Consider the following 14,478-nt stretch of genomic DNA (forward strand, 5'->3'; position numbering starts at 1 on the left):
GGAGACCAAGGTGGCCAACGACCAGGACGAGGACCAGGAGCGCGAAGACGACGGCGGCCGAGGCGTCGCCCTCCTCGCGGCGGGGCTCGCGCTCGGGGCGGCGGCCGTCGGGGTCGCGCTCGCGCATCGGAAGGACGCCCCGGATTCGCGGACCTCGGCGCACGTGCGCGCGAATTATCGGCGCTTCGCTCCGCTCGGGGCGATTCCACCCTCGCATCCCATGCTGCACCCGTACCTCCCGCGCGCTGCGCGCGTGCAGCTCAGGTTGATGAAGCGGCTGGGCATCGGTGACGAGCTCGGCGCGCGGCTCGCGAGCATCTTCACGCCAGGCCGCGGCGAGGCTCGGAAGCACACAGAGCGCTGGAATGACGCTCAGCGAGCCTCGGATCCGTGGACGTTCGGCGTGCCGCGGGAATGGCGCGTCGATGGTGGCCGCTGGCGCTGGGTGAACGTCCCGCCGCGTTTCGGCGGCAGGTAGGCGGCCCATGTTCACAGAGAAGCAGCCGGGCGCCCCGCGCGTCGCGCTCGTGGGATGCTCGGCGCTCAAGGGCGACAAGGCTGCCCCGGCGAAGGATTTCTACACCTCGCCGCTGTTCCGTGCGGCCTACGCGTACGCCGAGGCCACGTGCGACGCGGTTTTCATCGTGTCGGCCTTCCATGGGCTCGTCGAGCCGCATCAGGTTCTCGAGCCATACGATCGGAGCCTCCGCGGCCTTCGGAAGGTCGAGCGCGAGGATTGGGGGGCTCGTACCGTCGGCGAGCTCCTGCCGGGGTATCACGGCGGGCCCCTTCCGGTCCTCGTGCTCCTGGCCGGCGAGGTCTACGCGGACGCGCTCCGCCACGGGGCGCACTGGCATAACATGCCGAGGCCGGAAGAACCTCTTCGAGGGATTCGAGGCGTCGGGCGGCGGATTGCGTGGCTACGCAATCACACGCCGAAACCGCGTTTCCTCCCCCATCCCGACGATCCGGGCTTCGAGGCCGCGATCGCCGACATGGTGAGCCGGCGCCAAGACGCTTGGCTCGTGTACGGGCACAGCGGTCGCGCGGGCGCGCCGTGGCGCGTGCTCTTCGAGGCCGGAGGCCGCCCCGAGGCGGAGGCCTTCTACAACAAGCGAATTCGAGACACGGGAAAACTGACCTACAAGGCCACGGCCTTGCGCCACAAGGGGTGGACGATCCGCGACGACGGGATCGCGCCCGCGGTGGACGGGATCACGCCGAGTTTCGCCGCCGCGGTGGGTCGCGAGGAAGCGTCAAGGACCCGTTGGGAACGCGAGCAGCGCCGGAACTATTGGGGCCGCGGGGCCCCGCGGCGCGAGGAAGCGCGGCCGGCGGAGCGAACGCGTCCCGCGCAGAAGCGCCGAGAACCGGAACCGGTAGCGCCGAGGCCGCTCGAGGTGCGGGCGCCAGCATTACGACAGGGGAGAGCGGTCACGATGGCACGACGCAGACAAAAGAAACTGAGCGCGGCGGAGGAGAATTACCGCGCCTGGCGGAAGGAAGCCCGGGAAAGGCTCAAGAGCGCGAACAAGCTCGTCCGCGATACAGTCCGCAGCATTAACGGCCAGATCCAGGAGGCCATGACGCAATGCAAGGCCAACAGCGCGGCGGCACGGGTGGCCACGCTCGAGGCGCGGAGCCAAGCGCGCAAGGTCCTCGACGAAGCGGCCGCCGACTGCAAGAGGCGCAAGGAGCTCTCGACGTTCCGCCCCGGGGATGCGCGGAAGGATTGCGCACGTCTCGGCAAACTGGCCCGCGCGAACGCCAACAACATCAAAGCGGTCGCGCTGGCGGCCTCGCGCGACCAGGCGCGCACGTGCGCCGCGACGAAAGCCACACTTCGTAAGGACGGCGAGGAGAAGATCAAGGAAGCGATCAAGGAGCTCGCCGCGGCCGAAGACCGCTGGCGCGAGGTCCGGCCCGAGTGGAAGCCGCGCGGCTCGACGTCGAGCCGGCGCCGCGTGTCCCCCGGCGAGCGTGCCGCCGAGTATCGGCAGGAGCAGCTCGGGAACGTGCCGGACGAGATCCGGGGCTTCTGCTCGGACAATTGGCCGCGACTCCTCGGAATCGCCAAGGAAGCGAAGGGCCGGAAGGCGCCCTACGAGGCGTGCATGGAGATCGCCTACGTTCCCGGCGGCGACAAGAGCCCCAACTTCGAGGAGTGGCGGGCCAAGAAGGAGCCGACCGCGAAGCAGCAGGACCGCCTTTACGAAAAGCTCGCGGAGGAGGCCTATTACGCGTCCCTCGATGAGAACCCCCCGCCGAAGAGCGAGAAGCGGCCGGGCTTCCGAGCGCAACGGGCGGCCGCGGGTACCCAGACGCCAAAGGCCACGCCGAGGAGCAAGCGCGCGCCGAAGAACAAGACCGCGTCGAAGAGCAAGGCCGCGCAGCAGGCCAAGACCGCGCCGAAGAGCAAGGCCGTGCCGAAAGCGAAGGTCTCACCGAAGGCGAAGGCCGCGCCGAAGAGCTGGGACGAGCTCCAGGCCGAGCGGGCCGACGCGGTGGAGAAGATGCGCCGGGCGGCGGCTACGTACTCGAAGGCCGCCAGCGGACCACGCAAGAACGAAACGAATAGCGAATGGCAGGCCCGCGTGGCCAAAGCGAAAAAGACGCTCGATGCAGCCGAGACGGCAGCCCGCGACGCGGAACAGCGGCTCGATGCGGCGATCCCGTTCTAGGCCGCCACCCGGAAAGGAAGCGAAAACGGTGCAAGAGCAACCGCAAAACAACCCCGAGCAGGGCCAGCACGCGCCGCAGCTCGACGACATGAGCATGGCCGTTGGTGGCCTCTTTGGCCTGCTCTTCTGGGCCGGCACGGCATACCTCGGGTATAGGGCACTGCGCGCAATCGCAATTGCGCACGCGGAACACTCCCGGCCGGCCAGCCCGGAGGTGCGTCGATGAGCACGCACGCGGAGCAGGGCGGCGGAAGCCATCGGCCGTGGTCCGGCGTCGTGGTCGACGTCGTTGCAATCGTCGGGCTCGTGGTGCTCGCCTGGGCCCGGGTCCTCGACGGGACCGCCGCGGCGGGGTGGATCGCGGCCGTTGTCGCGGGGCGAATGACGGCGAGCGCGTTTCGGCCTCCGCCCGATCCTCCCGCGCCGCCCGCTGTCCAGGTGGCAGGGCACGCGAGGCCGCCCGCGTCGGGCCTGCTGACGCTCGCTCTTGGCCTGCTTCTAGCCGTCCGCGAGGGGGCCGCGGTGCTGTGCCGTCAATTGCAGGCGTAGGGGGAGCGAATGGACACCGAGACGGCTCCGGAACTGGAATCGGGGGATGGGGTCGATTGGTCTGCCCTCGGGCTATCCCTGGCGCTTTCCGTCGGGTTCGTGGCTGCGACCGTTGGTGGCCTCTACCTCTACGGGCGGCGCCTCGACGCGCAGGACCGAGCGATCACCGGCGGCATTCCTTACGACCAATGGCAACGCATGCGCTGGGACGAAGACGGACGCCGTGCGTACGAACGATTCCTCCGCCGTGCGGAGGCAGAGAAGCAGGAGGGCAAGCGATGAGCAAAGTTGCGGGCAGCGGGAAACCTTCGGCAGCGGAGCGGACGATTTCCATGTTCGCCCCGCAGGACATGGCGCCGCAGTTTGGCGCACGGCCGCACCCCGGTTTTGGGGGTGGCACGCTCGACCTCTTCGCGCCGAGGCCCGAGCCGCGCACGCCAGCCGCGCAGGCGGCGATCGCCAAACGAGCGACGAAGCGGGCCGCGCGCGCGACGGCGAGCGCGCGGCCGCGCGTCCTCGGCCCGGGAGGTCGCAAGGCCGAAGGCTTCGGGCGCCAGGCCTTGCGGGCGGCCCTCGAGCGATGCCGGACGCGCCTCGCGACGGCCGCGCGGCCTTCATCGAAGGCGTGCGCGTGCAGGGCGAAGCACGGGAAGAAGCGGGCCGGCTAGGCCGGGGATAGCGTGACGCGAGCGACGACCTACAAGGCCGGCCAGCGCGTGCTCATCCTGGGGACGCCGGAGCGACAAGCCTCGGGCGGGTTCGTGCGCGCTGCGAAGCGTGTGCCCGGCCTGCGACAGACGAGCTACCTCGTGGAGCTCGACGACGGGCGGAAGGCCAGTGCCGCGCCCGGCGAGCTCCGCAAGCTCCCGAGGTACGCGGGCGCGTGGGTGGTGACGGTCGAGGGGGACGGGCTGCTGGTGCCCAGCAAGGCCGCGGCGGGGATCTTCAAGCTCGCCCCCTACCCCGGCCGCTTCGGCGCCTGGGGCGTGGAGCCGTGCGATTCGTGCGGGGCAGACCTGAACGGCAGCCGCGACGAGGACATCGAGGAGCCGCGCCGAGCCTTGGTCGAGGGCGACGCGGTGATCTGTGCGCACTGCGGACACGCGCACGCCATCCGCTACGAGCTCGCGGCCGATGACGACGAGTGACCGAGCGATCCCGCCGCACGCATGAAAAGGGGAGACCGGCGCGGGTCTCGTGGTCCTGGCCAACCAACCGCGAGCCCGCGCCGATCTCCGCGGCAGGAGGACCCGCCGACAAACCTAGGCGGCGGAAGGGGTTTCGTCAAGCCAAACCCTGTGTCCCCCAGGTGTGTTACGGGGCTCAGGACACCGCGCGCCGTAGCGCGACCTTCCATCTCTTGCCGCGCTCCATGGCGACGACCACGCCGACGGCGGCGAGGCCATCGAGTAGATCGGCCACGTCGGCCCTCTTCGCACCCTTGAAGCCGGCGGCAACGTCGTCGGCTGTAAACGCTCCGCGGAGCGTGCCGAGGCGATCCCGGACCGCGGCGATCTGCTCGGGGAGCTTCTTCGGCCAGGCCTTCGCCTTTGGCGCCTCGGCGACCGGCGCTTCCTCCTCGTTGGGCGCCTCCGTGCCGGTGGCGATCGTGGTCTGCGCGGCGGCCTTCGCGCCGCTGGGGTTCTGAAGCTCGGGACGGAGCCAGCGAACGATCCCGCGCGCCTCTTCCGCGGCCCGCTCGGCGTTCAGGGCAACTAGCTTCTCCAAGATCTGCTCGTCGGTGAGGTCGGAGGGCCAGCCGTACGCCTCGAAGACCGCGGAGTCTAGGTCGTCGTGGATCTGCTTCAGGACAGAAACAAGGCCCTTGTCATGGATATTTCGCTCCTTATCCGTCAGCTCTTCGCCGCTGCGGAGCTTTGCAAGCACGTTGTACATGCCCGTCAGCGCTAGGTCCGGATACGCCGCCTGCTGTTGCTTGCGATGAACATCCAACAACTCTCCGAGTTCCTTAATACGCTTCTGGACCTTGGCAGGGGGTGCCGGAAATGGAAATTGTGTAAAGCAACGGGTGTTGTAGACGGGCGTGTTGCCCACCCCCTGCCGACCACCGAGCCGGTTAGCGAATACGACATGAGGCCGAGAGGAAAGGACCCCTAAAACGAAGGCATCCTGTGTTGCAATTACACGAAGCTTCTGATCCGGCAGAATGTCACTGTCGAGGAACACGAACACCCGAACTGGCGAATTCTCAACGGTTACAATGTAGCGTTCAAGCCCCTTGATCGCTTCTCGGAGCTGCGGCCTGTTAGCCTCAAACAGCCACCATTCGTCGCGAAGCCGCTTATTCCTCTCGGCTTGACGCCCGGGTCGGACATGAGTGAGGACGTACTGATACACCGCTGGGAGCGTGGAGCGAAGCGCCGCTTCGGACAGGCCGAATAGATCCAATACGTGCACGCCCCGCGGTGCCTGACCGATATCCTGCCCGTTACGGTATTGCGGAGCGTATTGCGCTCGTGCCTTGGGGTCCGGAAGAAGCTTGCGCGCAACGTCGGAGCTGATGACGAGCCCCGCAGCGTAGGGCTTCATGCCCGCGCTATCGAGTTGTTCTGCGGCCCGGAGATCCCGCAATGCAGACACGTCGACTTGAGGCGAAAGATCCGCAGAGATCGCCGACACGTCCACTGCGCGAAGGTCCGACTCTGCAACGACGGTAGCTCGGTCCTGACCTCTCGCCACCCGATCATGCATCGGCGTCAGCAAAAGCCTAGGGGACGCGGTGTCCTCCTTATGGGCGACAACCGTCATCGATATACGCACCTTGGCGTTGGCAGGGTCGTCCGGCCAAGGGTGGTCCGGGATAGCGAACACGAGCTTACAATCGGATGCCAACGCTTGACGGACAACGCCTTGATTCTGCACCATGCGAATGCTGTTGGTCGTGATCAGCCCCGACCGGCGTACCGTCCGTGCGCCTACTGAGCTAGCTGCGCGCCACCAGAAGTACATGACAAAATCGACGGCATCGCGGAACTCCGGGTAGGCGGCACGAAGCGCCTCCACATAGCCGTCCCCGAAGAAGCTTCGCATATTGCGATTGGCAACAAACGGCGGATTTCCTGCAATAAAGTCAGCCTCGGGCCAACGCGCTTTTCGGGGGTTGATGTACTGGTACGTTGGAACGGTGGCCGTTTCATCGGGCACCATTTCCCCCGTGACGGGGTGCTTCTTCGTGGTTTCCCCGTCCCACCGCGTCACGGGCTTGCCTTTCTCGTCGCGGACCAGCACCTCCCGATCCCACGCGAGCACGGCATCCCGACACTCAATGTTTTTGAAGTCCTGGAGCACGGGCTCCGGCGGCGGCGTCAACTTCCCATAAGTACGGAAGTGCCATTGGAGGTAGCCGATCCAGAGGACGAGCTCTGCGATCTCCTTGGCCCACGGCTTCACCTCGATCCCGAGGAACTGCCCAGGCGTCACGCGGATCCCCTCCGCGTGCAAGAGCTCCTGCCGCTCGCCGAGGTCGTTGAGCAGCGCAAGAACCTCGCTTTCGAGCCGCTTGAAGAGGTCGAGCGTCACATAAAGGAAGTTGCCCGACCCGCAGGCCGGATCGAGGACGCGCGTCTGGGTCAGCTTCGCGTGATAGGCGCGCACGGCCGCCCGAGCTTCCTTCTCCTTGCCGCTCTGGTAAAGCTTCCGCGCTGCGGTCTGCACGTTCTCCCATTCCTCGCGCAGCGGCTCCTCGATCGTCGGGCGGATCAGCCGCTCGACGTAGGCGCGGGGCGTGTAATGGGCCCCGAGCTTGTGCCGCTCCTTCGGGTTCAAGGCGCGCTCGAGGAGCGTCCCGAAGATCGCCGGGTCCACCTCGGACCAGTCGCGCCGCGCGGCCTCGAGCAGGAGCGCGAGCGATTCCTTCGAGAGCGGCAGGCCGGTCGGCTGCTTGAAGAGCCCGCCATTGAACCGGAGGAGCTTGCCGAAGTAGGAGAACGAGGTGCCTTCGTTCATCGCGCTCCAGAGCCCTTCGATGGCCGAAGGGAAGGCGCGCGGGTTCGTGATCCAATGGTGCTCCAAGCCCTCGGTGAAGAGCCGCGATGGCAGGAGCGCCACGTCCTCGGCGAACATCGTGAAGATGCAGCGCATGAGGAACTTGGCCACGGCCTCGGGCGGGTTCTTCTCGGCCTCCAGCCTCTTCGCGAGCTCCGCGAGCTGGGCGGCAACCTCGCGCGTCACCCGCTCGGCCCGGCGGGAGGGGTCGAGGGACAGCGGATCGGTGAAGACCGCGCGCAACGTGTCGCGGTGCTTGGCGAGGTCGCGAAGGTAGATCCGCCGGTTCTGGGCGTTCGGGAAGGCGGGCCAGCGCCGCGTGCCGTCGAAGTCGGCGTAGAGCTCGAACACGTACCCGATGTCGCAGACGATCAGGAACGGCGGCGGCTCGTCGAGCGCGCTCGCGTAGCCGAGGGCTTGCCCGCGAGCGTCGACCATCGCGAGGTCCCACGAGTCCGTCCCGCGCTGCGTCTTGCCGCTCTTCTTCTGCCCGGCCGCGGCGGCCTGCTTCGCTTCGAGGAGGAAGCAGCCATGCTTGTAGAGGTCCGCGCGCTTGGTCGTGACCTTGCCGCCCTCCTGCGTCATCGGGATCGGCTTCTCGAACACGTACCGATCGCGGGCGGGGTCTCCCGTGGCCGGCTCCGGCCGGGGCACGCCCAGCACGTCGCAGAGCTCCGCGAGGAAGAGGTCCTTGTTGGCGCGCTCGGAGGCGCCGGAGGCGCTCCACTTTTCGACGAAGGCGGCGACGTCCATGGCGGAGGCGGGAGGGTAGCCCACGGACGCCCCCGACAGGAAGGGCCGATCGCGTCAGAAGACGATCGGAACGTCGACCTGCAGGATCTTGTACTGCTCCCCCGCGAACCCGTTCGGGGCGTCTAGGCTCATCGAGAACGAGATCGCGGGCCGCACCCATACGTCGCGCTGTCCGAGCCTGAAGTTGCCGCGGGGCCCTATGCCGATCGTCCAGTTGTCGACCGCGGCGGGCTCGTTGCCGATCTCCATCGAGCCATTGACCAGCCACGCTTGATAACGAACCTCGGCCCCGATCGAGAGCTCGCGAATCGGAAAAAACGCGAAGTGCCCCGCGGCCGTGAGGTTAGTCCGCGCCTTGTCCCCGTCGGCTGCGCCTCGAACGCGGACATGCTCGCCGAGCGTCAACTCCATCTGCGCGGTGATCCGGTCCGTGACGTAGGCGATCCCCGCGCCGAGCATGGGCGCGATGAAGTCGACGTCGAACGTCGCGTTATCCATCGCGGCGCGTGCCGGCCGGCCGGCGAGATTCGCGGCCACCGTCGAGGTGTCGCCAGCGCGCCCGGTGCCAATCGGGAGCGTCGTCCCCCCGAAAAGGCCGAGGGTCCAGCGCTTCCGATCGAGCGGAATCGAGTACAGGGCCCCGAGGATGGGGTTCACGAACGACGTACCGCGTACGGTCACATCGTGGACGATCGACCATCGCAGGACAGCGGCCAGGCCGGGGATGATCTCCTTGTGGAACCGCCAAGTGATGGGGATCGTCGTGGTGGACCTGGCGAGCGCGATCGACACATCAATGCCGACCAGATTGCCGGCCGTGACGGGGCGCAGCAGGAAGGGCATTGCGTAGGGCGGGGGCTCGGTGGGAGCCGGCTCTGAAGGGGTGCCCATCGAAGGGAAGGGCGATGGGACGCCGGAACCTACGCGGCCCGGACTCCGGGGCGGGCCAGCAGGCCGGCCTTGCTTCGGGTCGGGCGGAGGGCTGGCTGCGGGCGGCTTAGGTGCCGCGGCGGGCGGGGGGCTGCCTGCGGACGCCTCGGCCGGCGGCGCGGAAGGCGCTGCGGGTGCCGGTTCGGCTGCCGGCTGGCCGGCAGGCGCTTCGGGCTCGGCGGGCGGCGCCCCCTGCGCACGCGCCGTCACCGGTGCGCCGAGGAGGGCGGCCAGGGCCGACGAGGCGAGGAGCCGGCGGAGCGTCGTAGGGGTCCTTGGGAGCGGGCCATCCGTCGCGCGGTTGCGAATCACGCCTACAAGGTGCCCCGGTCGTGACGAGGACACAAGATCGGACAGTCCCTACCCCGCTTGAGGTCACTCCGCGGGCGCCGGTGCGGGCGCCATACAGCACCACGTGACGGCGTGCGTGTCGTCGAGCTCCACCGTTCCGAACGCCGCGCCGCCCGAGGGCTGGCACTTGCCGGGTACGTACACGAGATCCGTGAGTTCCTTGCTCCCGATGGCCCGGCCGGCGGGAATCACATCGTCGCATTCGTGTTTGAGGGAGCCGAGACCGCCAACGGAGACGGGGACCGAACACGCGTCGTCCTCGTACACGCCGAACGTCCCGTAACACACCCCTCCGGACGCCTTGCACGCGCACGGGCTGCACCCTCGCGAGTCCTTGATCGCGTCGTACGGATAGACAACGAACCGCTCCGCGTAGGGCGATCCCTCGACGCACGCGTGGACCCCTTCGCGCCGCGCGCAGTGCCGATAGCCTGGGGGCAGCTTCCACTGGCACGTGGTATCCGCCGCCTCGCATGTCCACGCGGGCGCGGGCGGACTCGCGCTGCATGAAAGCGCGACCTGTTCCCACCACGGCGCGTCGGCCGTCGCCTTGGGCACGGGTGGCGGCTCGGGCTTGCACCCTTCCACCGGGTCGGGTAGCGCCGAGGCGTAGACCGATTGCGCGCACGGAATGCCGCTCCCCGGCGGGCACTCCGCGCCGGCCGGGAGCGCGCCTGCGCTCGTGCAGGAGCCGTCCCAACCGGCCGGCGCTCCGAAGTCGACGGTGGGCGTTTGCGCCTCGGCGCACGAGCCCGCGCGGACGAGGATCGAGCCTGGCGTCGGCGAACAGGAGCCCTCGATCGGCCCGCACACGCACGCGGGGCAGCCTGCGGTAGGGAGCTGAAGATCGGCGTACGCGAGCGAGCCGAACGAACCCACGTCGTCGGGACAAAAAAGCTTCGCCTCGTCGTGCGGTCCGATCCAGAAGGGTTGCGGCGGCTCGAATCCGTCGGGCTCGTTCGGAATGCAGACGCCACGCGGCGCGCAGCTCTTCGCCTCCATGGCCGCGTCGTCAACCTGGGCCGCGTCGGTGCCGGCATCGCAGTATTTCGAGAACGCGGGGAGCTCCGGCACGCACTCTCCACGCGCGTAGCGGCAAGCGGGCTCATTGTATTGCGGATGATCGGGACGGTACGGACATCGGTCTGCGGAGGAAGAACCCTCCCAGCCGCACCCATGCACAAGGCCCGCGCCGGCAACTGCTGCCGCGATCGCCGCCTTCATCCAGGTTTGTCGCCGCATGGCTGCACGATACACGGAAAACCTCCCCGGTCTAGAAAATCATTACCCCCGCGAGGCTCAGAGCCCCGCCGAGCTCCGAGCCTCGCCAAACCACGAAACCGCCAAGCGAATAACCCGGGGGCACTGGTCGCAGGACCCCCTCACCCCATGCGCGGACGCCGAAGGACCCCCAGAAAAGGTCAACCCCGAGCCGCGCCCCCGCGCCCACCACGGGGCGGACCGTGTCCGTGATCCCCGGTGTGATCACGGCTTCGATCTGCCCCAAGCCACACAAGAAGGCGCGATGGGCGTGGACACAGACGGGGAGGGTTGCCGATACCGACCAGAGCGTCGAGTCGGGGGCTAACTCGAGACGACCGAGCCCCCTCACCCCGCGCGCATCGAGCCCCACGGACAGCCCGACGGTGCTCACGGGCCATCGAACCTCGAAGAGCCCGACCGGACCGAGCGCCGCGCCCGGAGCGAACCCCCCCGCAAGTGAGGCACCGAGGCCCACGACGAAGCGGGGGCTGTGAGAGGCGGACGGGCCTACCGGCTCGCGAGCCGGCGCAGCGCTTGGCGCGGGGTCCGGTGGCGGATCCGGCGCACGCTGCATCTCTATCTGGAGCGGAAGGGTTCCGCCCTTCGTCACGGTAAATCCCTGGACGTACGGCACGAACCCGGGCGCCTCGGCGCGGAGCTCGTGCCGGCCGGGCTCGAGGTACGCCACGAACCCGGCCCCCGTGCCGGTCAGCCGCTCCGCGTCGATGTGCACGACCGGGCCCACGACGTTCAACGTCACGCGGACCAGGCCGATCTCGTTACGGGCCCGAGTGAACATCTTCCCGAACGTCTCACGCTCGGCGTCGGAGTCTCCACCGTTGCCCTCGATGGCATCGTGCAGGAGCTCGACGGCCCGCACCCATTGCCCGAGCTCCGCGGCGGTGAGGCCCAAGCGGCCTAGAACGGTCGGCTCGTTCGGCCGGAGTGTCAGGGCGTGCAGGTACGCACGGCGCGCGGCCTCCGATTTGCCCTGAGCGCGTGCCGCGTCGCCGAGGTCGACGAGCGTTCGGAAGTCGAGGCCCTGCGCCGTGGTCGTCGTCGCGATGGCGGCCGAGGTCTCCGCGGCGGCCGCGGGCGTAAACGCGAGCGCGGCAGCGGTCACGGTGAGACGAACGAAGGCGCGGGCCATGGGCGGCGGTCATTCTCTGACAAACCGCTCCGGTTGGCGAGGTGATTCTAGGCTCGCGGCGCGAGCGTCAGCGCACGGCCACGACGGACGCGGCCCCGCGTGTGCGACCTCGGACCGGGGCGGCTGGGCCGGATCTTCGACTCGAGCCGCTTCCGCGTGCGTGCAAGGGCGACGCGGGGTAGGCCGCGCGTGGCCTCGATGAACACGCCACGGGGGCCGCTTTCGATGTTCAGCACATCGATCAATGCGACGCCGAGAGCCACCGCGAGCCCGTGCAGGGTGTCCACGGTGGCATTCGCGCAGCCGTTTTCGACCTTCGACAGGTGAGATGCGCTGATCCCCGCCCGGGCTGCCACGGCCGCCTGGGACAAGTCGAGCGCGAGACGTAGATCCCGAACCCGTTTTCCCAGGGCATGGAGCCACCAGGAGAACGCAAGCCGGTCCACGGTCAGCGCCTCCCGAGGTCGGCGGCGCAGTAGTAGAGCAGCCCGCGCGGGTCCTCGATGGCCGCGCACGGATCGGCGAAGGCCTCGCCAGGGAACATCGGCAAGAGCCGGAGCCGTCTCTCCGCCTCGAGCGCGAGGACGATGCGATCGAATGCGGGTCGAGGGAGCTCCGCGAACGCGTACCGCAGCACGGACAACGGAACCCCGGGCACGCCCTGGTAGCTCCTGGCGAAGTCGCCGATCTTCCGGAGCACGTCCCGCCCGTCCGTCGGAAGAGGCCCGCGGCGAGCCTCGAGCAGCCGCACGATCCACGCGTCCACCTTGGCGAAGGCCTCGGTAGCGTCTTCGCGCTTGGCGAGCTCGCGCAGAAGCGCGAGGGCGTCGGGTGCGGTGCGCCGCGACGGTGGCAAGCTCCCGCTATCCGGAGGCGCACAGTAGTAGAGCAGCCCCCGATCGAGAGTCGGAAGCGCGGCAGCCCGCTCAATGCTGCGCAGTACGTAATCGGCCGGCACGAGCGCCACGAGGCGGCGAGCCTCGGCGTCGAGCAGAGCCGCGTCGAGGTCTCCACGCGACATGAGCGGGAACGCCTGACGCACGCGGACCAACGGGACACCCGGCGCGCCCCGATCGAGGGCGATAGGCGCAAGGCGTTCAATGGCCAGCAGGAGCAGCCGCACGTCGTGCCCATGGCCGCGCATCGCGAGCTCGCCGCGCAGCATGTCGAGAGCATCCGCCGTCTCGGCGCGGTTGAGCAGCGGCAGGCGCTCGAGGACGCCGGCCGCCGAAGACCGCAGCCCCTTCCGCCAGGGCACCGTCTCGGGCGCGGAGCTTTGCGCACGTGCGACAATCATGCGCGCCCCCTCAGGCACGCCACGGCCCCGGCAAACCATCGCAGGAATGACCACCGGGGAATCGACGGCGGCGCCGGCTCCGATTCTCGCGCGGCCAGATGTCCGGCCTCCGGCAATGTAGGGCGCTCCCAATACGTGCCGGGCTCCGTCGGGCGGTCTTCGGCCGATGCGCCGGAAGGCCCGACCGGCGCGGCGTTTACGTGTCTCGGTTTCAATGGACGCACCTCTCCCCAGCGCGGCGCGACGCCGCGGCGTTCAAGGGCTCAGCGCGAGACGGCACGCAGAGCGGACGCAGAAGCAGTCCTTCTCCGTGTACCTTGGCCAGATGCGCGCGAGCGTGGCGTCCCTACCCCTGCGCCCGCTCTGCGTGCCGTCTCGTCCGAATGCTTCGTTTACGGGCCGGCGCGCGGCGGCACGACACGCCGCGGCAGATCCGGCAGATGCGGCAGCTCAGGTGCCGCGGCGGGAGGCCTCGGCGGCGGACTCCCCCGGCGCACGCGTCCGCGCGCGGCCTGCGTCGGCCTCGGCGCGGGCTCGACGGGAGCGACCTGCGCGGGCGCCGCGGGCGCGCTGTCGCTGCGTACCTCGGGCACGTACAGACCGGCGCGCGCAATCATCGGCGGTCGCTTCACCGGCCGCGGCACGAATAGCACCGCGAGGCCGACGATTACGCCGAACGTGAGGAATACGCCTCCCGTGATGGCCGCGACGATCCACGGATTGGCCGGCGGGGGCGGGAGCGGCACGAAAAACGCAGGAGCCGCAGGAGGCTGCCCCGAAGGGCCACCCGGCCCCCCAACGCTCGGGGCACGCCCCTCCGCCGCGTGCAGCGCGGCGAAGGATGCACGTGTGACCGGATCGAGCCCCAGCGCAAACGGCGCGATGATGAGCCCCGCGCGCTCGCTCCGCCTGTCAACCTCGCGCCGCACGTCCGCTCGACCCCGGGCCAGCCAATTCTTCACCGAAGGCACGGGGGCGCGCATTTCGACGGCCGCTTGTGCAACCGTGTATTCGTACACGTCGCAGAGAATCACGGCCTGCCGATACGGCTGCCGCAAGGCTTCGATCGCCAGAACGAGCTCGATCGAGCGCTCGACGTCGACTCCCTGCGACGGCGTAAGCTCCGCGGCCTCGAACTCGCGCCGTCGCCGCCGAGCCGCGCCACGGCGGACGCGCTGCGCGACCGCATGCGCGAGCCGCAACATGGCGACCCTCGGGCCGCGCGGATCTCGCATCACGTCGGAGGCGTTCGTCCAGATTGCGACGATGGCCTCTTGAACCGCGTCTTCGTGCTCGGCCCCGGCGACGCCAAACCAACGGAGCCAGCGAGGGAGCTCCTGGGCGAACCGTTCGTACAGCTCGGCGAAGGCGACGTCGCGGGGCGGGGTCTCGACGGGCGCGGGTGTCACATCCCCATATGGCCCTCTCGGAGACGATTTGATTCACCCCGATGTCGATTTTTTTCGTGAGGGGTCCGCCCTGGTCGGTCTGGGCTCGTT

The 14,478-nt window shown here is 69.0% G+C and carries 13 protein-coding genes; 6 read left to right on the plus strand and 7 right to left on the minus strand.

The window, feature by feature from the left end:
- Positions 1–10 precede the first annotated feature (10 nt).
- The 6 genes from QHF85_RS11305 to QHF85_RS11330 all read left to right on the plus strand — a co-directional run bounded on the left by QHF85_RS11305 (position 11) and on the right by QHF85_RS11330 (position 4,378).
- Positions 11–478 carry a hypothetical protein gene (locus QHF85_RS11305; RefSeq protein WP_281327137.1) on the plus strand — a complete coding sequence of 156 codons (468 nt, stop codon included), beginning with the start codon at positions 11–13 and terminating at the stop codon, positions 476–478.
- A 7-nt stretch (positions 479–485) separates the two neighbouring features.
- Positions 486–2,681 (plus strand): DUF6884 domain-containing protein, encoded by a 2,196-nt coding sequence (locus QHF85_RS11310; protein ID WP_281327138.1) that lies wholly within the window; start codon positions 486–488, stop codon positions 2,679–2,681.
- A 222-nt stretch (positions 2,682–2,903) separates the two neighbouring features.
- Positions 2,904–3,230, plus strand: coding sequence for a hypothetical protein (locus tag QHF85_RS11315; RefSeq protein ID WP_281327139.1), 327 nt, complete (start codon positions 2,904–2,906; stop codon positions 3,228–3,230).
- Between the two features lie 9 nt (positions 3,231–3,239).
- Entirely contained in the window at positions 3,240–3,512 is a 273-nt protein-coding gene (locus QHF85_RS11320) for a hypothetical protein (protein ID WP_281327140.1), read from the plus strand.
- Complete coding sequence (locus tag QHF85_RS11325; RefSeq protein ID WP_281327141.1) at positions 3,509–3,898, plus strand: hypothetical protein; 390 nt, start codon at positions 3,509–3,511, stop codon at positions 3,896–3,898. The genes QHF85_RS11320 and QHF85_RS11325 overlap by 4 nt, the downstream gene beginning before the upstream one ends.
- Positions 3,899–3,910: 12 nt before the next feature.
- The gene (locus tag QHF85_RS11330) at positions 3,911–4,378 is read left to right on the plus strand and encodes a hypothetical protein (RefSeq protein ID WP_281327142.1); all 468 of its coding nucleotides are present in this window, start codon (positions 3,911–3,913) and stop codon (positions 4,376–4,378) included.
- A gap of 175 nt (positions 4,379–4,553) precedes the next feature.
- Here QHF85_RS11330 and QHF85_RS11335 read toward each other — a convergent pair whose 3' ends face one another.
- The 7 genes from QHF85_RS11335 to QHF85_RS11365 form a co-directional block, all read right to left on the minus strand.
- Entirely contained in the window at positions 4,554–7,988 is a 3,435-nt protein-coding gene (locus tag QHF85_RS11335) for a DNA methyltransferase (protein WP_281327143.1), read from the minus strand.
- A gap of 54 nt (positions 7,989–8,042) precedes the next feature.
- Positions 8,043–8,879, minus strand: coding sequence for a hypothetical protein (locus QHF85_RS11340; RefSeq protein ID WP_281327144.1), 837 nt, complete (start codon positions 8,877–8,879; stop codon positions 8,043–8,045).
- Between the two features lie 414 nt (positions 8,880–9,293).
- Positions 9,294–10,343, minus strand: a complete 1,050-nt coding sequence (locus tag QHF85_RS11345) for a hypothetical protein (RefSeq protein WP_281327145.1) — start codon at positions 10,341–10,343, stop codon at positions 9,294–9,296.
- 199 nt (positions 10,344–10,542) lie between these two features.
- Positions 10,543–11,682, minus strand: coding sequence for a PEGA domain-containing protein (locus tag QHF85_RS11350; protein WP_281327146.1), 1,140 nt, complete (start codon positions 11,680–11,682; stop codon positions 10,543–10,545).
- A 47-nt stretch (positions 11,683–11,729) separates the two neighbouring features.
- Complete coding sequence (locus QHF85_RS11355) at positions 11,730–12,128, minus strand: helix-turn-helix domain-containing protein (protein WP_281327147.1); 399 nt, start codon at positions 12,126–12,128, stop codon at positions 11,730–11,732.
- Positions 12,129–12,130: 2 nt separating this feature from the next.
- Positions 12,131–12,979: a hypothetical protein gene (locus QHF85_RS11360; RefSeq protein WP_281327148.1), complete on the minus strand. Its 849-nt coding sequence runs from the start codon at positions 12,977–12,979 to the stop codon at positions 12,131–12,133.
- 392 nt (positions 12,980–13,371) lie between these two features.
- Positions 13,372–14,388: a sigma-70 family RNA polymerase sigma factor gene (locus tag QHF85_RS11365; RefSeq protein ID WP_281327149.1), complete on the minus strand. Its 1,017-nt coding sequence runs from the start codon at positions 14,386–14,388 to the stop codon at positions 13,372–13,374.
- Positions 14,389–14,478 lie beyond the last annotated feature (90 nt).

Origin of the sequence: Polyangium sp. 6x1 (assembly GCF_029946515.1) — a bacterium.
GTDB lineage: Bacteria > Myxococcota_A > Polyangia > Polyangiales > Polyangiaceae > Polyangium.